The sequence below is a fragment of the Kribbella sp. HUAS MG21 genome (genome assembly GCF_040254265.1).
Taxonomy (GTDB): domain Bacteria; phylum Actinomycetota; class Actinomycetes; order Propionibacteriales; family Kribbellaceae; genus Kribbella.
In genome coordinates this window covers 5,093,757-5,116,270 of sequence record NZ_CP158165.1, presented here as the reverse complement: position 1 = coordinate 5,116,270, position 22,514 = coordinate 5,093,757, and the positions used below count along the sequence as shown (strand labels likewise).

22 protein-coding genes are annotated in these 22,514 nt (G+C 70.4%); 6 read left to right on the top strand and 16 right to left on the bottom strand.

Going from position 1 to position 22,514, the window contains the following annotated elements; translation table 11 throughout:
• Nucleotides 1-116 precede the first annotated feature (116 nt).
• Entirely contained in the window at nucleotides 117-1,673 is a 1,557-nt protein-coding gene (gene ffh, locus ABN611_RS25030) for a signal recognition particle protein (protein WP_350274664.1), read from the bottom strand.
• A gap of 141 nt (nucleotides 1,674-1,814) precedes the next feature.
• Between ffh and ABN611_RS25025 the strand changes: the two genes are divergently transcribed.
• Complete coding sequence (locus ABN611_RS25025; RefSeq protein ID WP_350274663.1) at nucleotides 1,815-2,702, top strand: arginase family protein; 888 nt, start codon at nucleotides 1,815-1,817, stop codon at nucleotides 2,700-2,702.
• Between the two features lie 6 nt (nucleotides 2,703-2,708).
• Here the strand turns inward: ABN611_RS25025 and ABN611_RS25020 are convergent, their stop codons facing one another.
• From ABN611_RS25020 to ABN611_RS25005, 4 genes are read right to left on the bottom strand one after another with little or no spacing between them, the layout of a single operon-like run.
• A complete protein-coding gene (locus ABN611_RS25020) occupies nucleotides 2,709-3,761 on the bottom strand; it encodes a DUF2332 domain-containing protein (protein ID WP_350274662.1) in 1,053 nt (350 codons plus the stop codon).
• A gap of 9 nt (nucleotides 3,762-3,770) precedes the next feature.
• Complete coding sequence (locus ABN611_RS25015) at nucleotides 3,771-6,032, bottom strand: [protein-PII] uridylyltransferase (RefSeq protein WP_350274661.1); 2,262 nt, start codon at nucleotides 6,030-6,032, stop codon at nucleotides 3,771-3,773.
• Complete coding sequence (locus ABN611_RS25010; RefSeq protein ID WP_131346991.1) at nucleotides 6,033-6,371, bottom strand: P-II family nitrogen regulator; 339 nt, start codon at nucleotides 6,369-6,371, stop codon at nucleotides 6,033-6,035. It lies immediately after the preceding gene.
• The gene (locus tag ABN611_RS25005; RefSeq protein ID WP_350274660.1) at nucleotides 6,368-7,726 is read right to left on the bottom strand and encodes an ammonium transporter; all 1,359 of its coding nucleotides are present in this window, start codon (nucleotides 7,724-7,726) and stop codon (nucleotides 6,368-6,370) included. The genes ABN611_RS25010 and ABN611_RS25005 overlap by 4 nt, the downstream gene beginning before the upstream one ends.
• A gap of 346 nt (nucleotides 7,727-8,072) precedes the next feature.
• Here ABN611_RS25005 and ABN611_RS25000 point away from each other — a divergent pair, with 346 nt between their 5' ends.
• A complete protein-coding gene (locus tag ABN611_RS25000; protein WP_350274659.1) occupies nucleotides 8,073-8,618 on the top strand; it encodes a TetR/AcrR family transcriptional regulator in 546 nt (181 codons plus the stop codon).
• Here ABN611_RS25000 and ABN611_RS24995 read toward each other — a convergent pair.
• From ABN611_RS24995 to ABN611_RS24985, 3 genes are read right to left on the bottom strand one after another with little or no spacing between them, the layout of a single operon-like run.
• The gene (locus ABN611_RS24995) at nucleotides 8,615-8,806 is read right to left on the bottom strand and encodes a hypothetical protein (RefSeq protein ID WP_350274658.1); all 192 of its coding nucleotides are present in this window, start codon (nucleotides 8,804-8,806) and stop codon (nucleotides 8,615-8,617) included. The genes ABN611_RS25000 and ABN611_RS24995 overlap by 4 nt on opposite strands.
• The gene (locus tag ABN611_RS24990; protein WP_350274657.1) at nucleotides 8,803-9,246 is read right to left on the bottom strand and encodes a sigma factor-like helix-turn-helix DNA-binding protein; all 444 of its coding nucleotides are present in this window, start codon (nucleotides 9,244-9,246) and stop codon (nucleotides 8,803-8,805) included. Before ABN611_RS24990 ends, ABN611_RS24995 begins: the two co-directional genes overlap by 4 nt.
• 44 nt (nucleotides 9,247-9,290) lie before the next feature.
• Nucleotides 9,291-10,238 carry an NAD(P)/FAD-dependent oxidoreductase gene (locus tag ABN611_RS24985; RefSeq protein ID WP_350274656.1) on the bottom strand — a complete coding sequence of 316 codons (948 nt, stop codon included), beginning with the start codon at nucleotides 10,236-10,238 and terminating at the stop codon, nucleotides 9,291-9,293.
• A 78-nt stretch (nucleotides 10,239-10,316) separates the two neighbouring features.
• Between ABN611_RS24985 and ABN611_RS24980 the strand changes: the two genes are divergently transcribed.
• Together ABN611_RS24980 and ABN611_RS24975 are read left to right on the top strand one after the other, a co-directional pair.
• A complete protein-coding gene (locus ABN611_RS24980) occupies nucleotides 10,317-10,901 on the top strand; it encodes a helix-turn-helix transcriptional regulator (RefSeq protein ID WP_350274655.1) in 585 nt (194 codons plus the stop codon).
• Nucleotides 10,902-10,914: 13 nt separating this feature from the next.
• Entirely contained in the window at nucleotides 10,915-11,874 is a 960-nt protein-coding gene (locus ABN611_RS24975; RefSeq protein WP_350274654.1) for an asparaginase, read from the top strand.
• Here ABN611_RS24975 and ABN611_RS24970 read toward each other — a convergent pair whose 3' ends face one another.
• From ABN611_RS24970 to ABN611_RS24940, 7 genes are read right to left on the bottom strand one after another with little or no spacing between them, the layout of a single operon-like run.
• Nucleotides 11,875-13,098, bottom strand: a complete 1,224-nt coding sequence (locus tag ABN611_RS24970; protein ID WP_350274653.1) for a sigma-70 family RNA polymerase sigma factor — start codon at nucleotides 13,096-13,098, stop codon at nucleotides 11,875-11,877.
• Nucleotides 13,076-13,480 (bottom strand): YciI family protein, encoded by a 405-nt coding sequence (locus tag ABN611_RS24965; protein WP_350274652.1) that lies wholly within the window; start codon nucleotides 13,478-13,480, stop codon nucleotides 13,076-13,078. Before ABN611_RS24965 ends, ABN611_RS24970 begins: the two co-directional genes overlap by 23 nt.
• Before the next feature lie 60 nt (nucleotides 13,481-13,540).
• Entirely contained in the window at nucleotides 13,541-14,761 is a 1,221-nt protein-coding gene (ftsY, locus tag ABN611_RS24960) for a signal recognition particle-docking protein FtsY (RefSeq protein ID WP_350274651.1), read from the bottom strand.
• 43 nt (nucleotides 14,762-14,804) lie between these two features.
• Entirely contained in the window at nucleotides 14,805-16,454 is a 1,650-nt protein-coding gene (cydC, locus tag ABN611_RS24955) for a thiol reductant ABC exporter subunit CydC (protein WP_350274650.1), read from the bottom strand.
• Nucleotides 16,451-18,076, bottom strand: coding sequence for a thiol reductant ABC exporter subunit CydD (gene cydD, locus ABN611_RS24950; RefSeq protein WP_350274649.1), 1,626 nt, complete (start codon nucleotides 18,074-18,076; stop codon nucleotides 16,451-16,453). The genes cydC and cydD overlap by 4 nt, the downstream gene beginning before the upstream one ends.
• A complete protein-coding gene (gene cydB / locus ABN611_RS24945; protein WP_350274648.1) occupies nucleotides 18,073-19,059 on the bottom strand; it encodes a cytochrome d ubiquinol oxidase subunit II in 987 nt (328 codons plus the stop codon). Before cydB ends, cydD begins: the two co-directional genes overlap by 4 nt.
• A gap of 10 nt (nucleotides 19,060-19,069) precedes the next feature.
• On the bottom strand, nucleotides 19,070-20,485 hold the full coding sequence (locus tag ABN611_RS24940; RefSeq protein ID WP_350274647.1) for a cytochrome ubiquinol oxidase subunit I: 1,416 nt from the start codon (nucleotides 20,483-20,485) through the stop codon (nucleotides 19,070-19,072).
• 81 nt (nucleotides 20,486-20,566) lie between these two features.
• Between ABN611_RS24940 and ABN611_RS24935 the strand changes: the two genes are divergently transcribed.
• Together ABN611_RS24935 and ABN611_RS24930 are read left to right on the top strand one after the other, a co-directional pair.
• Complete coding sequence (locus ABN611_RS24935; RefSeq protein WP_350274646.1) at nucleotides 20,567-20,959, top strand: BlaI/MecI/CopY family transcriptional regulator; 393 nt, start codon at nucleotides 20,567-20,569, stop codon at nucleotides 20,957-20,959.
• Nucleotides 20,956-21,861, top strand: coding sequence for a M56 family metallopeptidase (locus ABN611_RS24930; protein ID WP_350274645.1), 906 nt, complete (start codon nucleotides 20,956-20,958; stop codon nucleotides 21,859-21,861). The genes ABN611_RS24935 and ABN611_RS24930 overlap by 4 nt, the downstream gene beginning before the upstream one ends.
• Here the strand turns inward: ABN611_RS24930 and ABN611_RS24925 are convergent.
• Entirely contained in the window at nucleotides 21,854-22,414 is a 561-nt protein-coding gene (locus tag ABN611_RS24925) for a dihydrofolate reductase family protein (RefSeq protein WP_350274644.1), read from the bottom strand. The two genes, ABN611_RS24930 and ABN611_RS24925, sit on opposite strands and share 8 nt — an antisense overlap.
• Between the last annotated feature and the right edge of the window lie 100 nt (nucleotides 22,415-22,514).

Genomic DNA, 22,514 nt, shown 5'->3' with positions numbered 1-22,514 from the left:
TTGGTGTGTCTCTCGGGCGTACGGACGATCTTAGTCGCGACGGGGTCGGCCACAACCGGTCCCGGTGCGCCGATCGCGGACCGGGACGGCTGCGGGGTGCCCTTTCGGGAAGCGGGTCAGTTGCCGCCGAGCATCTTCTTGAAGTCGTCCGGCAGCTCGAAGTCGCCGCCGTTCTGCCCGCCGAACGCGGCCGGCAGCTGGCCCGGCTGCGGCGCCTGCGGCTGCTGGTTGCCCTGGTTCGCCCGCTTGGCCGGGTTGCCGGAGCCGCGCTTCTTGCCCTTCTTCTGCTGCTTGGCCTTGCGGCCGCCGCCGGCGCCCATCCCCGGCATGCCCGGCATCCCGGGCATCCCCGGCAGGCCCTTCCCGGAGGCCATCGCGGACATCATCTTGCGGGCCTCGAAGAACCGCTCGACCAGGCCGCTGACGGTGGCCACCTCGGTCCCGGAACCCTTCGCGATCCGGGCCCGGCGGGAGCCGTCGATGATCTTCGGATCGGCGCGCTCGGCCGGGGTCATCGAGTGGATGACGGCCTCGATCCGGTCGATCTCGCGCTCGTCGAAGTTCTCCAGCTGGTCCTTGAACTGGCTCGCGCCCGGCAGCATGCCGAAGATCTTGGTCAGCGGGCCCATCTTGCGCACCGACTGCATCTGGGCGAGGAAGTCGTCGAGGGTGAACTCCTTGCCGCCCTTCTTGGACAGCTTGGCCGCGGTCTTCGCGGCCTCCTCGGCGTCGAAGGTCTGCTCGGCCTTCTCGATCAGGCTGAGCACGTCGCCCATGCCGAGGATCCGGGACGCCATCCGGTCCGGGTGGAAGACGTCGAAGTCCTCGAGCTTCTCGCCGTTGCTGGCGAACATCACCTGGCGGCCGGTGACCTGCGCGATCGACAGCGCGGCACCACCGCGGGCGTCGCCGTCGAGCTTCGACAGTACGACGCCGTCGAAGCCGACGCCGTCCAGGAAGGCCTGCGCGGTGGTGACGGCGTCCTGACCGATCATCGCGTCGACGACGAACAGGATCTCGTCCGGGTTCACCGCGTCACGGATGTCCGCGGCCTGCTTCATCAGCTCCTCGTCGACACCCAGCCGGCCGGCGGTGTCGACGATCACCACGCTGTGCTGCTTGGAGCGCGCCTCGTCCATCGCCTTGCGGGCGACCTCGACCGGGTCGCCGACGCCGTTGCCGGGCTCGGGGGCGAACACCGGGACGCCGGCCCGGTCGCCGACCACCTGGAGCTGGGTGACGGCGTTCGGCCGCTGCAGGTCGGCGGCGACCAGCATCGGGGTCTGGTGCCGGGTTTCGCGCAGCCATTTGGCGAGCTTGCCGGCCAGGGTGGTCTTACCGGCGCCCTGCAGACCGGCGAGCATGATCACCGTCGGCGGCCGCTTCGCCATCCGCAGCTCGCGGGTCTCGCCGCCGAGGATGTTGATCAGTTCCTCGTTGACGATCTTGATGACCTGCTGCGCCGGGTTCAGCCCGCCGCGGACCTCCGCGCCGGTGGCCCGTTCCTTGACCGCCGCGATGAACTCCCGCACCACGGGCAGCGCGACATCGGCCTCCAGCAACGCGATCCGGATCTCCCGGGCGGTCGCGTCGATGTCGGCGTCGGTCAGCTTGCCCTTGCCCCGCAGGTTCTTGAACGCGGTGGAGAGCCGATCGGAGAGCGTGTCGAACACGAGAAACAGTCCGTTTCCTCGAAGCGATGAACTCCCCGAGTCTACCGGCCGCCCAACCCGTGGATCACTCCCGTTGACAGGGGGTCGGCGGGCCTCCAGGATCTAACCGGTTATCAACTATTTCTCGGTTAGGGGTGCGGGATGCGGGTTGTGCTGGACGGGCCTTCCAACCTGGGGTTGCGGATGCCGGTGCCGGGGGTGGTGCCGGGGTGCTACAAGTTGGCGGGGGCATTGCGGGACCGGGGGCTGGTCGGGCGGATCGGGGCGGTGGACGGCGGGTGTGTGACGCCGCCGCGGTACGACATGCACGACTGGAAGCCGGGTGACGGGGTGTTCAACGCGGCGGGGATGGCCGTGTACACGCAGCGGGTGGCGGATCGGGTGGCGCGGTTCGTCGCGGAGGGGAAGTTCGTGGTGTTGCTGGGCGGGGAGTGCAGCAACCTCCTCGGTCCGGCATTGGGATTGAAGCGGCTCGGGCGGTACGGCGTCGCGTATCTGGACGGGCATTCGGACTTCCGGACCGTCGGCAATTCGCCGTACGTCGGGGCGGCCGGCGGCGAGGCGCTGGCGCTGGTGACCGGGCGTGGGCAGGACGATCTGACCGATCTGGAAGGGCTCGGGCCCTACACCCGCGACACGGACGCCGTGCTGCTCGGGATCCGGGCGGACGACGAGTACGTCGCGGACGTCGAGCGGGCCGGGATCCCGGTGTGGCCGGCGGCGGCGATCGCGAAAGATCCGGATGCGGCGGCCCGGAAGACGCTGGAACACCTCGAGCGGGACGAGCTGGACGGGTTCTGGGTGCATCTCGACGTGGACATCCTGGACGCCGCGATCATGCCGGCCGTCGACAGTCCGGACCCGGGCGGGATCGACCACGACCAGTTGCGCGCAGTGCTGCGGCCCCTGCTCGCGTCGCCGAAGTGCGTCGGTTTCGACATCGGCATCTTCGACCCCGACCTCGATCCGGACGGGCAGTACGCCGCCGAACTCACCGACACCCTCGTCGCCGCCCTCCAGACCGCGTAGCCGAGTTCAGTCGGAGCCCCAGACCAGTTCCTGGCCGTGAGGTGCGGCGTGCCCGAGGACCCGGTGCTCGCCGCCCGGCCAGGTCTGGAGGTCAACGCGGTACTCCCAGCCCTCGGCGCCGCGCTCGTGGGAGATGACGTGGTGCGGTTCGAGACGCAAGTGCGCCAGTGGGGTGGATTCGGTCGCCTGGGCGCCCAGCTCCGCCAGCCGCGCCTCCACGGCGGTGCGGTCCGCCCGCCGCAGGTACTGCCACATGATCGAGTGCCACACGACCGTCACGTGCCCCTGCGACAGCTCCAGGCCGTTGAGGAACGAGACCGCGTCCTCCCGCCGTACGTCGGCCGGCACCTGTCGCGCGACCTCCAGCGCACCACGCAGCCGCGCCAGCCGCTCGGGCATGTCCGGCCAGACGTACGACGTCAACGTCAGCGCGCCCTCCGTCGACAGCGGGTTCACCGGCGCGATGTCGCACCCGACGCGCTCGGCGATCCGCAGCTCCACCGCCGGCACCTGACCGGACCACGCCGGGTCGAACACCACCGGACTGTCAGCCGGGCCGTACGACGTTCCGTCGGCGACGTACCGGAAGCGGTCCGCGCGCAAGTTCAGCCCGCCCGATGCGCCGATCTCGAACAGCCGCACCGGCAGCGGTACCGCCTGCACCAGGTGCAGCAGGCCGCCGTACAGCGACGTCGACCGGCCCACCTCGTTCGTCTGCGGCGGCTGCGTCAGTAGCGACCGCACCTCCCCCAGCCGCGACTGCAGGACCTGCTCGAACGCCTCCCAGCCGAGCACCGGGTCCCACGTCCCGCCCGTACTCGGATAGAACGCCGCCAGCTCCGGCACCGCTCCCGACAGCACCAGTCCGTGCACGGCCGCCAGTAGCCGCAGCGCGACCGCCTCACCGAACGACCGGTCCTCGTACCCGGCCAGCACCTGGACCGACACGCCACCGACCTCGTAGTCGTCGACGATCAGCCGCAGCAACTCGGCGTACATCGGGGACCCCAGGTCCTCGCAGGCGGTCGCTTGTCGCTGCAGAGCCTCCACAACATCCACGTACGGAGACTAGAAGCTCAGGCGATCCAGCACCGACTTGGCCGTCGTCCGCGCGTCCTCCGCCTCCAGCGGAGCACCGTGGCGATCCGTCAGGTAGAACACGTCCACGCACTCCGCACCGAGCGTGCTGACATGCGCGGAGCGGATGTCAGCGCCGGTGGCAGCGATCGCCGCTGTCACGTCGTACAGCAGCCCTGGACGGTCATGCGCCCGTACCTGCAACACGGTCGCCGTCTCCGAGGCCCCCGGCAGGAGGTCGACCCGGCTCGCCACCCGCGGCGTGGTCGACGAGTCTCGGGCAGCCAACCGCCGTACGACGTCGCTCGCGTCCCGGAGCGCCACTGCGAGCCGGTCGCGCAGCCGCACCGGATCGGGAGGCGAACCGGCAACGGTCCACTGCGAGATGCCCAAGCCGTCAACGGACGTGATGACCGCAGACCGCACAGCCAGCCGCTCTACCGCCAGCACTGCGGCGACGGTCGACAGCGTGCCCACCTGGTCGGGTACGGCGACGCTCACCCGCAGGTCGCCGTGGTGGTCGGTCACGGTGATTCCGAGCCGCCCTACGCCCACTACCTGGTGCAGCTCTGGCACAGGTACTGGCGGCGCCTCGGTCCACATGCCTTCGCCGCCACCTGCGAGCTCCGAACGCACTCGCCGGCACAGCTCCCCCACCAGCCGCATCCGCCACGGCGACGACGCAGCAGGGCCTGCTGCGCGTGCATCGGCGTACGTGAGCGCCTCCAGCAGGTCCAGCGTCTCGGTACTACGGACGATCCCGACGACCATGTCGACGGTCATCGGGTCCTCCAGGTCGCGGCGGGTGGCGACCTGCGCGAGCATCAGGTGCTGGCGGACCAGCAGCGTGATGGTGTCGGCGTCCGCCTCGTTGAAGCCGAACCGCCGCGCGACCCGGGCCGCGATGCCGGCTCCGGTGACGCTGTGGTCACCGTCGAGCGCCTTGCCGAGGTCGTGCAGCAGTGCGGCGACCAGCAACAGGTCAGGTCGCCGTACGTCGCGCACCATCGACGACGCCTCGACGCAGGTCTCCAGCAGGTGCCGGTCGACGGTGAACCGGTGGATCGCCGACTGCGGCGGCCGGAACCGTACGGCGTCCCACTCCGGCAGGATGCGCGAGATGTACCCGGCCTGGTCCAGCGCCTCCCAGACCTCGAGCAGCCCGCGGCCGGCGCCGAGCAGCGCGCACAGCAACCGCTGGGCCTCCCGCGGCCACGGCTCGGGCAGGTCCGCGGCCGACGTCGCCAGGCGCGCGCACACAGCAGGCGACAGCACCAGCTCGCGATCCGCAGCCACGGCCGCAGCGCGGAGTCCGAGCACCGGATCACGTTCTGGCCGCGCATCCGGCATCAGCACGACCTCACCTTCGTGCTGGCCCACTCCCTCGTCCAACGCGAGCAGCAACGGCCCGCCGGTCCGCTGTCGCCGCCGGGACCGCGGCGGCTTGGTCATCAGGCTCTCGACGCGCCGCCAGGACACGTCGCACACGTGCGCGAGCGTGCGTCCGGTCGCGTACACGTGCCGCAACAACTCGTCCCGGCCAGACAACCCGAGCCCGGTCGCCACCTCACCCGCCAGGTCGGCCACGAGCCGGTCCGTCGCCCGCCCGGCCACCTCGTGCAGGGCGTCTCGGATCTCGAGCAGGTCGCGCCGCGCGCGCTCCACCACGGGATGCGGTACGTCGACCAACCAGGAGGCCACCAAGGCACGCAGTACGACGGCATCGCGCAGGCCGCCGTACGCCTCCTTCAGGTCGGGCTCCGCGAGGTGCGCGAGCTCTCCGACCGTCGAGGCCCGGTCGCGGCACGCCTGTGCGAGCGCGGGCAGCCGGGACTTCGCAGTACGTCGCCAGTCCGCCATCAGCACCGAACGCAGCTGCAGCGTGAGGTGCGAGTCCCCCGCGACATGGCGCGCGTCCAACAGGCCCAGCGCGACCCGGTCGTCGGAAGCGGCGGCCTGCCGCGCCTCGTCCAGCGTGCGAACGCTGTGGTCCAGCTTGGTCCGGGAGTCCCACAGCGGGTACCAGATCTGGGCGGCGAGCTCGTCGATCCGCGGGTACCCCTCGGCGTGCACGAGCATCACGTCGAGGTCGCTGTACGGCGACAGCTCCTCGCGCCCGTAGCCGCCCACCGCGACCAGCGCGACGCCCTCGGTGGGCACACCGAGGGCGTCGCAAGCCTTCGCGAGCAGCAGTTGCAGCAGCGCGTCGGCCTCTTCGGCACGACCGCGCCGCTGCTCTGCCCGATCGATCATCTAGAGCGCGTCTCCGTCCAGCTCTCCGGTACGGACCCGGACGATCGTCTCGACCGGCGTCACCCACACCTTGCCGTCACCGATCTTGCCGGTCTGCGCGGCCTTCACGATCACGTCCACGACGTCGGCGCTGTCACCGTCCTCGACGACGACCTCGAGCCGTACCTTCGGCACCAGGTCCACCTCGTACTCCGCGCCGCGGTAGACCTCGGTGTGACCCTTCTGCCGGCCGTAGCCGCTCGCCTCGGTCACGGTCATGCCGGTGACGCCGAACGTCTCCAGCGCGGCCCGGACGTCCTCCAGCTTGTGCGGCTTGACCACCGCGGTGATCAGCTTCATGCGTTCGCCTCTTCTTTCTCGGACGCCTCGGTGGTGCCATTCTCCTTGTCCGCCGTGGCGGCCGCGGCGGCGGGCCGGGCGGACAGCGCGCCGCGCAGACCCGCGGCGCTCAGGTAGTCGTACGCCGTCTCGGCGTGCTCGACCTGGTCGACACCGGTGACCTCGTCGTCCTCCTTGAGGCGGAAGCCGATGGTCTTGTCGATCACCTTGCCGAGCACGAACGCCACGGCGAAGGAGTAGACGCCGACCACCAGGTTGGCCAGTGCCTGCTTGCCGAGCTGGGACGCGCCGCCGCCGTAGAACAGGCCGTCGACCGCGGACGGGGCCGCCGCCGTGCCGAGCAGACCGATCGCCAGCGAGCCGAACAGACCGCCGACCAGGTGGACACCGACCACGTCGAGCGAGTCGTCGAAGCCGAGCTTGTACTTCAGCGACACCGCGAAGGCGCAGATGCCACCGGCGAACAGGCCGAGGATGATCGCGCCGACCGGGGTGACCGCGCCACAGGCCGGGGTGATCGCGACCAGACCGGCGACCGCACCGGACGCCAGGCCGAGCGTGGTGGCCTTGCCGTGCGTGATCCGCTCCACGATCAGCCAGCCGATGACCGCCGCGGCGGTGGCGACCTGGGTGTTCACGAAGGTGACCGCGGCGGTGGTGCCGGCGCTCAGCGCGGAGCCGGCGTTGAAGCCGAACCAGCCGAACCACAGCAGGCCGGCGCCGAGCAGCACCAGCGGCAGGCTGTGCGGCCGCATCGGGTCCTTCTTCCAGCCGATCCGCTTGCCGAGCACGATCGCCAGGGCCAGCGCGGCGGCACCGGCGTTCACGTGCACCGCCGTACCGCCGGCGAAGTCGATCGCCTTCAGCTTGTCGCCGATCCAGCCACCGTTGCCGTCGTCGAGGAACCAGACCGAGTGCGCGACCGGGAAGTACACCAGCAGCGTCCAGCCGACCACGAACACGATCCAGCCGCGGAACGTCGCCCGGTCGGCGATCGCGCCGGAGATGAGCGCGGGCGTGATGATCGCGAACATCAGCTGGAAGGCGACGAAGGCGAGCGTGGGCGTCGTCCCGGTCACTGCCTCCGGCGCGAGCAGGCCGGACAGCCCGACCTCGGAGAAGTTCCCGATCACATGGCCGGTGTCACCGCCGAACGTCAGCGAGTAACCGACCAGCACCCACAGGATCGTGACGACGGCGATGGTGACGAAACTCATCATCATCATGTTCAGCACGCTCTTCACGCGCACCATGCCGCCGTAGAAGAAAGCCAGTCCCGGGGTCATCAGCATCACCAGGGCGGCACTGGCCAGCACCCAGGCGGTATCGCCGGCGTTGATCTCCATCAACGTCATCCCTTCCATCGAACGGGGGTGGCCGGCGTCCTCATTCCGGGAGGTCTCCACAACGCCGGGGAGCCCGCCGCTCGGCCACTCCGGACACGGTGTCGGCGCGCCGTTTCAGCCGATCGGTCGGTTTGTTTCAGGCGTGTGACAAAGCGGGCTCCCAGGTGACATCGAGGTGACATCGCTCACGAACCGCCGGAGTGTGGCACTCTGGCCTGGACCACACGGGACCGCAGCCGCGCCACTGCGCCCGTCCGAGCTGGGGAACGACGAAATGGAGCCGAACCACGGGGTGCGGCCGCGCCGCGGCAGACCACGGGACCCGGAAGCGGAGCCCAGGATCCGCAGGTACGCCGTGCAACTGTTGCTGGAGCGGGGATTCGACGGAATGACGGTGGACGACGTCGCCGAGGCCGCGGGGGTCGGCAAGGCGACGATCTACCGGCGGTGGGCCAGCAAGGAGCTGCTCGCCAACGACGCGATGGCCGACCTGTTCGACCTGGAGATCCCGGACGCGGACACCGGTTCGCTGACCGGCGACCTGCGGCAGGTCTACCGGCTCGCGCTGACCTTCGCGAACAGCGCGCAGGGCCGGGCGATGATCCGGCTCGCGGTCTCGGAGGCGAACCGCGACGAACGGTCCGCGGCGATCTACCGCAACGTCCTGGAGCGCCGGATCGCGCTCACCAGGCAGGCGCTGGAACGCGCCCGGGCCCGCGGCGAACCGGTCCGGAGCACCGCGGACCCGGTGCTGATGGTGGAGTGGCTGGCCGGGGTGTTCGTGATCCGCGCCCTGACCGGCCAGCCGATGCCGCCGCCCGAGGACGCCGACCGGCTGGTCCAGTTCACGTTGCAGGCGATCCTCGAGCCGGACGCCCTGGACACTGCCGAGCGGTCCTAGTTGGTGGCGCCGACCACGATCGACGCCACCACCAGCACCACGATCACGGCCAGGACGCCGATCAGGACGGCACGGCGGCGACGTCGCCGTACCGCCAGACCGGCGGCCCACGCCGTGTCGGCCAGGTCAGGGTCCTCCAGGTCGTCGACCGCCTGGAGGAGCAGCGGCCGCACTTCCTCCCGCCTCATCGGGCGTCCCGCCAGTCGCCCGCGCCGAGCGCCTCACGGAAGCGGCCGAACGCACCGAGACCGTGCGTGTGTACGGCGGTCTGGGACATCCCGAGCAGATCCGCCACCTCGAACTCGGTCAGCTCCTCCAGATGCAGCAGCACGAACACAGTGCGCTGTGCGGGCGTCATCTGCGCCAGCGCCAGCTTCACCTGGTCCTCCTCACCCTGGAACGGCTTGCTGCGGTTCCAGGGCCGCAGGACCGGCTGGTAGAGCAGGCGCTGCACGAAGACGTCCGGGTCGTCCACCCGGTCCCAGCACGTCGACAGCTGGGTGAAGGCGTGCAGGAGCGCTGCCTCCGCTCGTTCCAGGTCGCCGTACACGAGGTACGCCGTACGCAGCCATCGGCTCTGTCGCGCATCGACGAACGCGGCGAAATCCGGGTCGACCATCTCGCGCATGCAGCCTCCAGCCCCACCCACGCTCCGGGGCCCTATTCAACTCCTCAACTACTGCGCGCTGCTACCGCCAGCCGCGTCTCTTCGGCGATCAGGTCGAAGTTGATACCGGCACCGGCCATCAGTCCGGCCGCGGCGGACGGCATGACCTGGGCCATCGGGTTGCTGACGTTTCCGGCGGCGAAAACGCCAGGCACCTGCGTAGCGCCCATTCCGTCGACCTGCAGCGCAGTACCGACCTCGACGCCGTTGTTCTCCACCAGTGTCGGCTCCAGCCCCAGGTCCGCCAGGAAGCCCGCCCTGGACCGCACGGTCGTCTGGATCGCCAGTGCCTGCCTCGGGACCACCTTGCCGCTGTCCAGCCGGACACCGGTGACCCGGTCGTCGGCCACCACGACCTCCTCGACTTTGCCTTGCACTACGGAGATTCCGCGCGCGGCCAGCTGCTCCCACTGCTCCTCGGTCGGCTCCGGCGCAGTGTGCAGGAACAGCGTCACGTCGTCACTCAGCTGCCGGAAGAGCAGCACCTGGTGCATCGCCATCGAGCTGGTCGCCAGCACACCGATTGGCTGGTCACGCACCTCCCAGCCGTGGCAGTACGGGCAGTGGACCACGTCCTTGCCCCACCGGTCGGCCAGGCCGCGTACGTCGGGCAGCACGTCGGTCAGCCCGGTCGTCACCAGCAGCCGCCGGCCGCGGTACGCCGTACCGTCGGAGAGCTCGACCGTGAAGCCGTCGTCGTCGCGCTGTGCCGTGGTCACGGTGCCGTCGGCGAACTCACCGCCGTACCCGGCGACCTCCTGGCGGCCGGCGGCGTAGATCTCGGCCGGCGGTACGCCGTCGCGGGTCAGGAAGTTGTGCACGCCCTCGGCCGGCGCGTTGCGCGGCGTACCGTCGTCGATCACCAGCACCGACCGGCGGGACCGGACCAGCGCCAGCGCCCCGCTCAGCCCGGCCGCACCGCCGCCGATCACGATCACGTCGTACATCGTCATCTCGGGAACTCCTCTGTTCTCAGGTCTTGCTCCGAGGGTGCGTGGTGATTTTCATTTTCGACAAGTATTGTTGCCGGTATGGCAAACGAAGAGAGCTTCGACGAAGTGCTGGAGTCGGTGGGGCCGCGGTTGCGGGCGCTGCGGACGGAGCGCGGGACGACGCTGGCGCAGCTGTCCGAGGCGACCGGGATCTCGGTCAGCACGTTGTCCCGGCTGGAGTCCGGGCAGCGCCGTCCGACGCTGGAGCTGCTGCTGCCGCTCGCGCGGGCGCACCAGGTGCAGCTGGACGAGCTCGTGGACGCGCCGCCGACCGGCGACCCGCGGATCTACGCACGGCCGATCAAGCGGCACGGCACCGTGCACATCCCGCTGAGCCGGCGGCCGGGCGGGCTGCAGGCGTTCAAGCAGATCCTTCCAGAGGGCTATCCGGGCAACGACTTCGAGCAGAAGACCCACGAAGGCTACGACTGGTTCTACGTGCTCTCGGGCCGCATCCGGCTGCGGCTCGGCGACCAGGACTTCGTGGTGAAGGAGGGCGAGGTGGCCGAGTTCGACTGCCGGGTCCCGCACTGGTTCGCGAACCCGGGTCCTGGCCCGGCCGAGGTGCTATGTCTTTACGGCCCGCAGGGGGAGCGGATGCACGTCAGAGCGCGGACCAGATGACAGGAGACTCCTAGTGAGCGTCGCGTTGTTCACCCTGGGCGGGACGATCTCGATGGCGGGGAGCCGGCGCCTCACCGGGGACGACCTCACCGCCGCCATGCCCGGTCTCGACGGGCTCGGTCACGAGGTGGCGATCCAGGACATCGAGAAGATCCCCAGCGCCAACCTGACCGCGGCCAAGGTGCTCGAGGTCGTCGACGCCGCCTCGAAGGCCGTGGCGGCGGGTGCGGCGGGCGCCGTGGTCACCCAGGGCACGGACACGCTCGAAGAGAGCGCCTTCCTCGCGGACCTGGTCTGGCCGCACTCACAGCCGCTGGTGTTCACCGGTGCGATGCGCAACCCGACCCTGGCCGGGCCCGACGGCCCAGCGAACCTGCTGGCCGCCCTGCGCGTCGCCTCCTCCCCCGCGGCCCGTGACCTCGGCGCGCTGGTGGTGTTCAAGGAGGAGATCCATGCGGCCCGCTGGGTGCGTAAGACGCACAGCACGAGCACGGCGACGTTCGAGTCGCCGAACGCCGGGCCGATCGGCCACGTGGTCGAGGACCGCGTCCGCGTCCTCACGCGCCCGTTCCGGTTGGACGGCGTACAGGGCAGTGCAGAGCCCGCGGAGCTCGACACCATCCGGGTCGCGCTCTACACCGTCACCCTGGACGACGACGGCCTGCTCCTGCAGGGCCTGGCGGACACGCATCAGGGCCTGGTGGTCGCCGCGTACGGCGTCGGACACGTGCCGGCCGCACTCGCTCCAGTGCTTGGTGAGCTGGCTACCCGGATGCCGGTGGTCCTCACGTCGCGTACCGGCGCCGGCTCGGTCGTCCGCAACACGTATCACTCCCCCGGCTCGGAAACCGACCTGCTGCAACGCGGCCTGATCGACGGCGGGTTCCTCGACCCGTACAAGGCACGCGTCCTGCTGCGGTTGCTGGTGGCAACCGACGACGACGTCGCGGCAGGCTTCGCGCAGTACGTCTGATCAGCTGAGCGACTCGGCCTTGCCCAGCAGGTAGTCCCGCTCCGGCAGGCTCGTCGTACCGCGGGCGGCCGCCCGGAAGTGTTCGGCTGCGGCCGCGTGGTCGCCGCGCATCTCGTGCAGGTGGCCGCGAGTGGCGTCCAGGCGGTAGTGGCCGGCGAGCTCCTCGTCCAGCGGCTCGAGCAGCTTCAGGCCGGCGTCGGGGCCATCCACCATGGCGGTCGCGATGGCCCGGTTGAGCTTCACCATCGGGTTGCCGGACAGCTCCTCGAGGAGGCCGTACAGCCCGACGATCTGTGGCCAGTCCGTGTCCTCGGCCCGGTCCACCTCGTCGTGCAGCGCCGCGATCGCCGCCTGCAGCTGGTACTCGCCCAGCGGGGGCGTGTCGAACGCTTCCACGGCCAGTGCGACGCCCTCGGTGATGCGGTCGTGGTCCCACAACGACCTGTCCTGCTCGGCGAGCGGGATGAGCTCGCCGTTCGGACCTGTCCGTGCTGCGCGACGAGCGTCGGTCAGCAGCATCAGAGCGAGCAGTCCGGTGACCTGTCCGTCGTCGGGCAGCTGGCTCCGGACAGCGCGGGTCAGGCGGATCGCCTCGCTGGACAGGTCGCTGCGGTGCAGCTCCGGCCCGCTGGTGCTGGTGTAGCCCTCGTTGAACATCAGGTACAGCACGTGCAGCACGTTGCGCAGCCGGTCCGGGTCGGCGTCCAGCTCGAAGCTGGCGCCCTTCAGCTTCGACTTCGCCCGGCTGATCCGCTGCGCCATGGTCGCCTCGGGCACCAGGTACGCCGTGGCGATCTCGGCCGTGGTGAGACCCCCGACCGCGCGCAACGTCAGCGCGATGGCGGACGCCGGTGTCAGCGCGGGGTGGCAGCACAGGAACAGCAGCCGGAGCGTGTCGTCGTACTCCTCGACCTCTCCGGCCGGTACTTCGCGGAGCGCAGCCCGCTCCTCGCGCCGCCGGCGGGCCTGCTGCTGGCGTACCTCGTCGATCAGCCGCCGTGAAGCCGTCTGGATCAGCCAGGCCTTCGGGTTGTCCGGCCGGCCGTCCCGGGGCCACGTGGTCGCGGCCGCGAGCAGGGCCTCCTGTACGGCGTCCTCGGCCGCGGCGAAGTCTCCTGACCAGCGCACGACCGCGCCGAGGACCTGTGGCGTCAGCTCGCGCAGCAGGTCCTCGAGCGCGGCACCCGCGCCGGAGGCAGCGTCAGAAGTCGTGGAGCTCGGCATCCGTTTCCATCACCCGGCGGACCTCGATCGGCTGCTCGAGCGGGACGCCGCCGGGCCCGGGCGCCCGGGACTGCTCCGCCGCGATCTCCAGGGCCCGCTCCTCCGACTCGACGTCGATCATCGTGAAGCCGGCCAGGACTTCCTTGGACTCGGCGTACGGACCGTCGGTCAGGACCGGCGCGGTCAGCCCGGCGCGGACGACCTTGGCGTGCTTGGGCCAGGTCAGCGCGGTCACCTCGACCAGCTCACCGCTCTGCCGCAGCCGCTCGATGCCGTCCGACAGGTGCTGCATGTGGGCCTTCATGTCGGCCTCGTCCCACTCCAGCATCGGGGTGTCGCAGTTCCCGCCGTCCATGTTCATCAGCAGCATGAACTTGGTCATGTCATCTCCTCCTAGTAGCGCTCTTTACCGGGAGACGGAGCTGCTGGGACGTTCTCGACATCAGTCGAGCAGCGCGTCGACGAACTGCTCTGGGTCGAAGGGTGCCAGATCGTCGGGTCCTTCGCCCAGCCCGACGAGCTTGACCGGGACGCCGAGCTCGCGCTGCACCGCGATCACGATGCCGCCCTTCGCCGTCCCGTCCAGCTTGGTGAGCACCAAGCCGGTGACGTCGATGACCTCGGAGAACACCCGGGCCTGGGTGAGGCCGTTCTGGCCGGTGGTGGCGTCGATGACCAGCAGCACCTCGTCGACGTCGGCGGACTTCTCGATCACCCGCTTCACCTTGCCGAGCTCGTCCATCAGACCGGTCTTCGTGTGCAGCCGGCCGGCGGTGTCGACCAGGACGACGTCCGCCTCCTCCTCGATGCCCTGCTTGACCGAGTCGAACGCGATGCTCGCCGGGTCGCCGCCCTCCGGGCCGCGCACGGTCCGGACGCCGACCCGCTCGCCCCAGGTCTGCAGCTGGTCCGCGGCGGCGGCGCGGAACGTGTCCGCGGCGCCCAGGACGACGTGCTTGTCCTCGGCGACCAGGACGCGGGCCAGCTTGCCGACCGTGGTGGTCTTGCCGGTGCCGTTCACGCCGACCACCAGCACCACGGCGGGCTGGGTCTCCTTGCGGCTCACGTTCAGCGACCGGTCGAGCGCCGGGTTGACCAGCTCGACCAGCTCCTCGCGGAGGATCTGCCGGGCCTGCTCGGCGCCGACGCCCTCGACCCGGATCCGGGTGCGCAGCTTCTCGACCAGCTCCTGCGTCGGCGCGACACCGACGTCCGCGGTGATCAGCGTGGCCTCGATGTCCTCCCACGCCTCCTCGTCCAGCTTGTCCCGGGACAGCAGCGCGAGCAGGCCCTTGCCGAGCGAGCCCTGCGAGCGGGCCAGCCGGGCGCGCAGCCGGACCAGGCGGCCCTGCGCGGACTCGGGCTTCTCGACCGTCGGCGCCGCCGGCTCCGGCAGCTCGGTGTCCTCGAGCGTGCGGGTCGGGGTGTCGCGCGGCTCCTCGGCGTCCTCGCCGACCGTCGGCTCGCGGGTCTCGGCGGTCTCGGGGGTATCGGTGGTCCCCGGGGCCTCGACGGCCGGCTTGGTGGCCGCGGGCAACTCCGCGCGGCGCCGCCGGGCGACGACGAGACCGGTGGTACCGACGACGAGGACGACCGCGATCACCACGACGATCGTGATCAGGGCCTGGTCGGTGAGCAGGGTGACGAGCTTGGGGGTCAACACGATTCCCCATCTTGACAGACACCCGGCCCGCCGCACGCATTTGTCACGTCAGGGATACCAGTTGTCGCGGTACGTGATCAGGGACGAGTTCGGGGCGGTGGGTGAGGAGTACGACGGTGCGGTCGCCGGCAGCGGCGAACAGGTCGGCGAGGAGCGCTCGGCCCGTCTCCTCGTCCAGGTGTTCGGTGGGCTCGTCCAGCACGAGTACGTCGCGGTCGGCGAGCAGGAGCCGCGCGAACGCGAGCCGCTGGCGCTCACCGCCGGACAGCCGCGCACCGTGCTCCCCGACCATCGTGTCGAGGCCCTCGGGCAGCTTCTCGACGAACAACCCGAGCCGGGCCCGGTAGAGCGCCCGCCACAGCTGCAGGTCGCTCACGCCCGGTTTCGCGAGCAGCAGGTTCTCGCGGATGCTCGTGTCGAACACGTGGCTCTCCTGTGTCAGCAGGCCGACGACAGACCGCACCTGGTCGCCCTCCAGCCTCGCCAGGTCCACACCGTCCAGCAGCACCTCTCCAGCGCGCGGCTCCAGGAACCGCAGCAGGACCGACGCCAGCGTGCTCTTGCCCGATCCGCTCGGTCCGGTGATCACAACGCGACTTCCGGCGGGCATGTCGAGACTGAGCCCGTCCAGTACGTCGGTGTCGTCGTACCCGACCCGTAGGAGCTTCACCTGCAGGTCGCGTCCGGTCGGCAACGGCAGCGGCTCGCGCGGCTCCGTGACCGGCTCCGGGGTGTCGATGAGTTCCTGGACTCTGGCGAGCGACGCCCGGACCCGGATCGCCAGCTGGGCGGCTGCCGGGACTCCCCCGAGTACGTCGGCCAGCGCGAGCGGGGTGAGGACCAGTACGGCGAACACCGCGCCGGTGATGTCCGCAGTACTGCCGAGGACCAGTGCGGCCACGCTGGCACCGCCGATGCACAGGACGAGCAGGGCGCTTCCCAGCCCGGTGCTCCAGGCAGAACGGCGTTCGGCCGCGGCCAGGCGTGCGTCACGGCGGCTGAAGTCGTCGAGCACGGCGCCGACCGCGTTGTAGGCCACCACGTCCGCTGCGGTGAGCAGGGTCTCGGTAGCGGTGGCTGCCACCTCGCCGCGGGCTCCGGCGACGTTGCGCTCGGCGCGTGCGGCGGTCCGGGCGGTCAGCCACGGTACGACGGTGCACGCGACGAGGACCGCCAGCGCGGCCGCCGCACCCGCCGCGGGGAGCAGCAACGCCAGGAGGGCGACTGTGGCGGTAGCCGTGACAGCAGCGACTGCGACGGGCAGTACGACGCGCAGCCAGAGGTCCAGGACCGCATCGACGTCCAGCACGAGCCGGGCGAGCAGGTCGCCCTTCCGCTGCGAAGTCAGGGGCGCGAGCTTCTCCAGCCGGCCGGTGATGCGACCACGCGTCTCCCCCAGCACGCGGTACGCCGCATCGTGGCCGACCAGGCGCTCGACGTACCGGAAGACACCGCGACCGACACCGAACGCGCGTACTGCGACAATCGGCACCATCAGGAGCAGCACTGGTGGTTGTGCTGACGCGGCCGTGATCAACCACGCCGACGTGGCCAGTAGAGCCACCGCCGAGCCGGCAGCCGCGACACCGAGCACCAGCGCCAACAGCAACCGCCACAGCACACCGCGCTGCGGGCGGGCGAGTTGCCAGCCCCATGACCTGCCGGGCGGCAGCGAGGCGTTCAACGCTGTCATGCGTTCACCAACTCTCGGGCTCCAACGGTGACGGTTCGGTCGGCGGCGGCGACAAGAGCCGGGCGGTGCGCGACCATCAGGACGGTCTTGCCGCTCGAGCGCAGGGCGGTGATCACCGCGGCTTCCGAGTCGGCATCGAGGCCTGCTGTCGGTTCGTCCAGCAGCAGGACCGGGGCGTCGGTGAGGAGCGCACGGGCGAGCGCGACGCGGCGCTGCTGGCCGCCGGACAGTTGCTGCCCCTGCTCCCCCACCAGCTTGTCGAGCGGCAGCTCCGAGGCACCCGCGGCCAGCAGCGCCAGACGAACCTCGTCGTCCGACGCCTCCGGCCGACCGAGCCGGACGTTGTCGGCGACGGTCCCCATCCGCAGGCCGGGGCGCTGCGGCACCCAGGCAAACTGCCGCCGCCACTCCACCGGATCGAACTCGTCCGCCGCGCTGCCACCGGCCACGACCACGCCCCGCTCGGGCTCCACGAATCCGAGCAGCACAGCCAGCGCCGTCGACTTCCCGGCACCACTGGGCCCGGTCAGCGCGACCACCTCCCCCGGCCGCAGCTCCAGGTCGAACCCGTCCAACGCCGGTTCCTCCCGACCGGGATAGGTCACCGTCACGTCGTACAGGTGCAGGGAGGTCTCCCGCAGGTCCGGTACGTCGGTGCGGTCGCCCCGCGCCGGCAGCGGCGTCTCCAGCACCCGAAACACCTCTTCGCTCGCCGCGACGCCGTCCGCGCTCGCGTGGAACTGCATGCCGACCTGTCGGAGCGGCAGGTACGCCTCGGGCGCCAGGATCAGCACCATCAACGCCGTCTCCAGTCCCAGCTTCCCGTCGACCAATCGGAGACCGACGCCTACCGCGACCAGCGCGACCGAGAGACTCGCCAGCAGCTCCAGCGCGAACGACGACAGGAAGGCCACCCGCAGGCTCCCCATCGACGCAGCCCGGTGCCTGTCCGTCACCCGTCGTACGGCGGACTCCTGTGCCTTCGCCCGCCCGAACAGCTTCAGCGTGGCCAGCCCGCCGACCACATCGGCGAAGTGATGCGCCAGCACCGCCAAGGCGCGCTGGCGGTGCCGGCTGCGCGCCTGGGTCACCCAGCCGATCAGTGCCATGAAGATCGGGATCAGCGGCAGCGTGACCAGTACGGTCCCCGCAGCGATCAGGTCGCCGGTTGCCATCCAGCCGATCACTCCGGCCGGCACGGTGGACGCCAGTACGAGCTGTGGCAGGTAGCGGGCGAAGTACGGGTCCAGGTCGTCGAGGCCCTTTGTCAGCAGGGTCGTCAGCGCACTGCTGCGTTCGCCGCTCAACCACACAGGCCCGAGCTTCAACGAGTGCTCCAGCACCTGCCGGCGCAGCGTCGACTTCACTGCGGCCGCCGCACGCTGCGCGACCACCTCCTGGCCCCACACCAGCAGCGCCCGACCCGCAATCACGGCCACCAGTCCCCAGGCCACCGGACCGATGTCGCTGCCGCGCAGTACGACGCCCGCGATGCCGTGTGCGAGCAGCACTGCCTGGACGACGATCAGCACGCCGCTGGCCACGCCGATCAGTACCGAGACCGCCAAGAAGACCCGGGCGCCACGGGCCCGCTTCAGCAACCGCGGGTCGAGCGGCTTCACGCCGTCACCATCACGCGCTTGCGGAACACCCAGTACGTCCAGCCCTGGTAGAGCAGCACCATCGGGAAGAAGATCGCGGTGATGATCGTCATCACCTTCAACGTGTACGGCGTTGACGCGGCCTCAACTGTTGTCAATGTTGACGCAGGATCAAGTGTTGACGGCATCACGTCCGGGAAGAGCGCGACGAACAACGACACCACGGACAGTCCGATCGCGAACGTCGTCCCGGCGAACGCCCAGCCCTCGCGCCGCATCACGTTCGCCACCAGCCCGCCGCCGAAGGCGACCACCGCCGCGATCGCCAGACCGACCGAGACCGTGTCGCCGCGCAACGCCTGCGCCCAGACCAGGAACGCGATCGCGAGCACCGCCGCGACGGCACCCGCGCGAGTGGCGAGCCGGTTGGCCCGCAGCCGCAGGTCGTCGGTCGTCCGCAGGGCGAGGAAGATCGCGCCGTGCGTCACGAAGACCGCGACGAACGTGAGACCGCCGAGCAGCGCGAACGGGTTGAGCAGGGTACCCAGGCTGCCGACGTACTCGTGCTCCGCGTCCAGCGGAACCCCGCGCACGATGTTGCCGAAGGCAACACCCCAGAGGAGCGCCGGCAGCAGCGAGCCGGCGACGATCATCGCGTCCATCCGCGACCGCCACACCGGATCGTCCCGCTTGCCGCGGTACTCCAGCGCGACGCCGCGCAGGATCAGCCCGACCAGAATCGCGAACAGCGGCAGGTAGAACCCGCTGAACAGCGTCGCGTACCACTCCGGGAACGCCGCGAACGTCGCCGCGCCCGCCATGATCAGCCAGACCTCGTTGCCGTCCCAGACCGGCCCGATCGTGCTGATCGCCGCCCGCCGCTCCGGCTCGTCGCGGCCGAGCACGCGGTACAGCATCCCGACCCCGAAGTCGAAGCCCTCGAGCACGAAGTACCCGGTCCACAGTGTCGCGATCGCGACGAACCACACAGTCGTCAGTTCCATCTCGAGCCCCTCAGTACGCGAACGACAGCGGCTTCTCGGCAGCCTTGTCCGGTGCGTCGTCCGGCGGCTCCGCCGGTCCGTCGGTACCGGCCAGGCCGCCCCGGATGGTGCGCAGCAGCAGCTTGGTCTCGACCACCGCGAGGACGCCGTACAGCACCGTGAACCCGACCAGCGAGGTGATCACCTCACCGCTGGTCGTCCCGGGCGAGACACCCGATGCCGTCGGCAACAACCCGAACACCAGCCACGGCTGCCGCCCGGTCTCGGTGAAGATCCAGCCGAACGTGTTCGCGGCCATCGGCAGCAGCGGCAACGGAGCGGCCAGATAGACCAGCCAGCGCGCCGGCGCCCGGCCGCGGCGGGTGGTCCACAGCAGCCACAGCGCGACCGCCGCGGATGCCATCCCGACCCCGATCATCAGCCGGAACGTCCAGTAGGTCAGCGGGATGTTCGGGTTGTACGACCCCGGGCCGTACAGCTTCTCGTACGCGTCCTGCAGCGAGTTGATGCCCTGCACCTCGCCGTCGAAGTGCCCGGTGGCCAGGAACGACAGCAGGTACGGCACCTTGATCGAGAAGATCTCCTTCGACCCGTCGAGCGTGCCGATGGTGAGCACCGAGAACGAGGCCGGCTTCTCGGTCTCGTACAGCGCCTCCGCCGCCGCCATCTTCATCGGCTGCACCTCGGTCATCACCTTGCCCTGCAGGTCACCGCTGATCGCGACACCGGCACTGGCGACCAGGACGATCGAGGCCCCGATCTTCAGCGCCGACCGGAACACGCCCTTGTCGACATCCGGCCGCCGGATCAGGTGCCACAGCGCCACCCCGGCCACGAACGCGCCGCCGACCATGAACGCGGCGAAGATCGTGTGCGGGTAGGTGACCAGCACGACCTTGTTGGTCAGCACCGCCCACAGGTCCGTCAGCTCGGCGCGACCCCGCTCGGCGTTGTAGCGGAAGCCGACCGGGTTCTGCATCCACGAGTTCGCGGCCAGGATGAAGTACGCCGACAACTGCGTGCCGAGCACCACCATCCAGATGCAGCCCAGGTGCACCAGCTTCGGCAGCCGGTCCCAGCCGAACATCCACAGGCCGATGAACGTCGACTCCAGGAAGAACGCCAGCAGGCCCTCGAGCGCCAGCGGCGCGCCGAACACGTCCCCGACGAACCGCGAGTAGTCGCTCCAGTTCATCCCGAACTGGAACTCCTGGACGAGCCCGGTGACCACGCCCATCGCGATGTTGATCAGGAACAGCTTCCCGTAGAACTTCGTCAGCCGGAGGTACTTCTCCTTCCCCGTCCGGTACCACGCGGTCTGCAGGCCCGCGGTGATCGCGACCAGCGAGATCGTCACCGGTACGAAGAAGAAGTGGTACACGGTGGTGATCGCGAACTGCCACCGGGCCAGATCCAGGGTGTCCACAAAGCCCTCCCCAGGGCATCTACGACGTGTCGTAGTAGATGCTAGCGCGGATCTACTACGACGTGTAGTTATACTGGTCACGTGGCGAGTGAGGAGAAGGCCCCGCGTCCCTTGGGCGACCTGGAGCGCTTGGTCATGGAGCAGCTGTGGGCGGCGCCTTCCGCGTTGACCGTGCGCGAGGTACACGACCAGCTGTCCGGTACGCGTGAGCTCGCCTACACCACCGTGATGACCGTTCTGGACCGGCTGGCGAAGAAGAAGCTGACCGAGCGCGAGCGCGACGGCAAGGCCTGGCGCTACCGCGCGGCCGCGCCGCGGGAGGAGCTGGCCGCCGACCTGATGAGGGACGCGCTGGACCGCGCGGGTGACCGGCGGGAGGCCCTGGTCCGTTTCGTCGGGCAGGTATCCGACGAGGAGGCGGCGCTGCTCCGTGAGGCCCTGTCGCGGCTCGAAGACCAGGAGCCGACGGGGTGATCACCCCGGTCCTGCTGGCCGTCCTGGCGCTGGTGCTCACCGGCCCGGCGCCGGCTCTGCTGGCTCGCGCCGACTGGCCGTACCGCGTCCCGCGCGCCGCGGTCATCCTCTGGCAGGCGATCGCGCTGGCCGCCGTACTGGCCGCGCTCGGTGCCGGCATTGCCCTGTCTTACTCGATCGCCGGACGCCCCGGTGAGCCGCGGTTCGACCCGTCGTCGCCCCGGGACCTGGTGGCCGCGGCCATCCTCGCGCTGGTCGCGTCGGTCGTCGTACGGCTGCTGTGGGCGGAGGGCAAGGTAGCCATCCGCACCCGGGCCCGGCGGAAGCGGCACCGCGATCTGGTCGACGTACTGGCCACGCCGGACGGGCTGATCCCTGGCCTGCGGGTACTGGCCGAGGAGACGCCACTCGCCTACTGCCTGCCGGCGCTGCGAGGTGCCCGCGTGGTGGTGTCGGTGGGCGCACTGGACCGCCTGGACGACAGCGAGCTGAAGGCGGTGCTCGCGCACGAGCAGGCGCACCTGCGGGCTCGGCACGACCTCGTCCTGGAGGAGTTCACCGCACTGCACCATGCGTTCCCGCGGTGGGTGCGTAGCGACGTCGCACTGGAGCAGGCCCGCACACTGGTCGAACTGCTCGCCGACGACGACGCCCGCCGCCGTACCGGACCACGGCCGCTCGCCCGTGCACTGGTCGCGCTGGCCGGCGCACCGGCGCCCGAGGCCGCCCTGGCCGCGGCCAAGTCCGCCACTGTACTGCGGGTGCAGCGCCTCGCAGGACCGCCCGCGAACGAGCGCACGCTGTCCACCGTGACCTACGCCGGCGCGGCCGCGCTCCTCGTCGTACCCACGATCACCATCGCCGCCCCGATCGTGAAGGCGATCGTCGACGCCGTCAGTTAGTCGGCCGATACCGCACGAGTACGCCGCCAGTGCCCCACGGGCGCGCCTCGATCAGCTCGAGGCCGACCGGCGACCCGCCCGCCGGGAACGCGCTCTTCCCCACGCCCAGTAGCACCGGACAGATCCGCAGCTGGATCTCGTCGACCAGCCCGGCCCGCAGCAGCGACTGGAACAGCGTGATGCTGCCCCACAGGATGATGTCCTTGCCGGTCTGCTCCGCCTTGAGCGCGCGCACCGCGTCGAGGTCCCGGACGACCTCGCCCGGCTCGTACGAGCCCCACGGCGCACCCGCCAGGGTTGTCGACACGACGACCAGCCGCAACGCGTTGAGCTTCTCCGCGATCGGCTCCCCGGCCGCGGCCTCGGTCGGCCAGAACCCGGCAAACAACCGGTACGTCTCGGCACCCAGCAGCATCGTGTCGACACTGTCGAGCAGGTGCAGGTTGTCGTCGTCCGGGTGCACGCCGATCGCCTCGAAGAACTCGAGTCCCCCGTCCGGCCCGGCGGCGTACCCGTCGAGGGTCACGTACTCCTGGAAGATCAGCCGGCGCATGGTGCGAGGCTACCCGAAATGTTTCCCCTCACCGCGGGCGACGGCCAGCAGCACCAAGCCCGACAGAACCAGCAGAACCACCATGGTGACGACGAATGTC

What these genes read in the sequence shown, in the direction of transcription:
- ABN611_RS24965 (WP_350274652.1), bottom strand. Translation starts at nt 13,480, where the DNA reads ATGACCAAGTTCATGCTGCTGATGAACATGGACGGCGGGAACTGCGAC.
- cydB (WP_350274648.1), bottom strand. Translation starts at nt 19,059, where the DNA reads ATGGAACTGACGACTGTGTGGTTCGTCGCGATCGCGACACTGTGGACC.
- ABN611_RS25015 (WP_350274661.1), bottom strand. Translation starts at nt 6,032, where the DNA reads ATGATCGATCGGGCAGAGCAGCGGCGCGGTCGTGCCGAAGAGGCCGAC.
- ABN611_RS25010 (WP_131346991.1), bottom strand. Translation starts at nt 6,371, where the DNA reads ATGAAGCTGATCACCGCGGTGGTCAAGCCGCACAAGCTGGAGGACGTC.
- ABN611_RS25025 (WP_350274663.1), top strand. Translation starts at nt 1,815, where the DNA reads ATGCGGGTTGTGCTGGACGGGCCTTCCAACCTGGGGTTGCGGATGCCG.
- ABN611_RS24980 (WP_350274655.1), top strand. Translation starts at nt 10,317, where the DNA reads ATGGCAAACGAAGAGAGCTTCGACGAAGTGCTGGAGTCGGTGGGGCCG.
- ABN611_RS24925 (WP_350274644.1), bottom strand. Translation starts at nt 22,414, where the DNA reads ATGCGCCGGCTGATCTTCCAGGAGTACGTGACCCTCGACGGGTACGCC.
- ABN611_RS25005 (WP_350274660.1), bottom strand. Translation starts at nt 7,726, where the DNA reads ATGACGTTGATGGAGATCAACGCCGGCGATACCGCCTGGGTGCTGGCC.
- ABN611_RS24995 (WP_350274658.1), bottom strand. Translation starts at nt 8,806, where the DNA reads ATGAGGCGGGAGGAAGTGCGGCCGCTGCTCCTCCAGGCGGTCGACGAC.
- ABN611_RS24970 (WP_350274653.1), bottom strand. Translation starts at nt 13,098, where the DNA reads ATGCCGAGCTCCACGACTTCTGACGCTGCCTCCGGCGCGGGTGCCGCG.
- ABN611_RS24985 (WP_350274656.1), bottom strand. Translation starts at nt 10,238, where the DNA reads ATGACGATGTACGACGTGATCGTGATCGGCGGCGGTGCGGCCGGGCTG.
- cydC (WP_350274650.1), bottom strand. Translation starts at nt 16,454, where the DNA reads ATGACAGCGTTGAACGCCTCGCTGCCGCCCGGCAGGTCATGGGGCTGG.
- ABN611_RS24990 (WP_350274657.1), bottom strand. Translation starts at nt 9,246, where the DNA reads ATGCGCGAGATGGTCGACCCGGATTTCGCCGCGTTCGTCGATGCGCGA.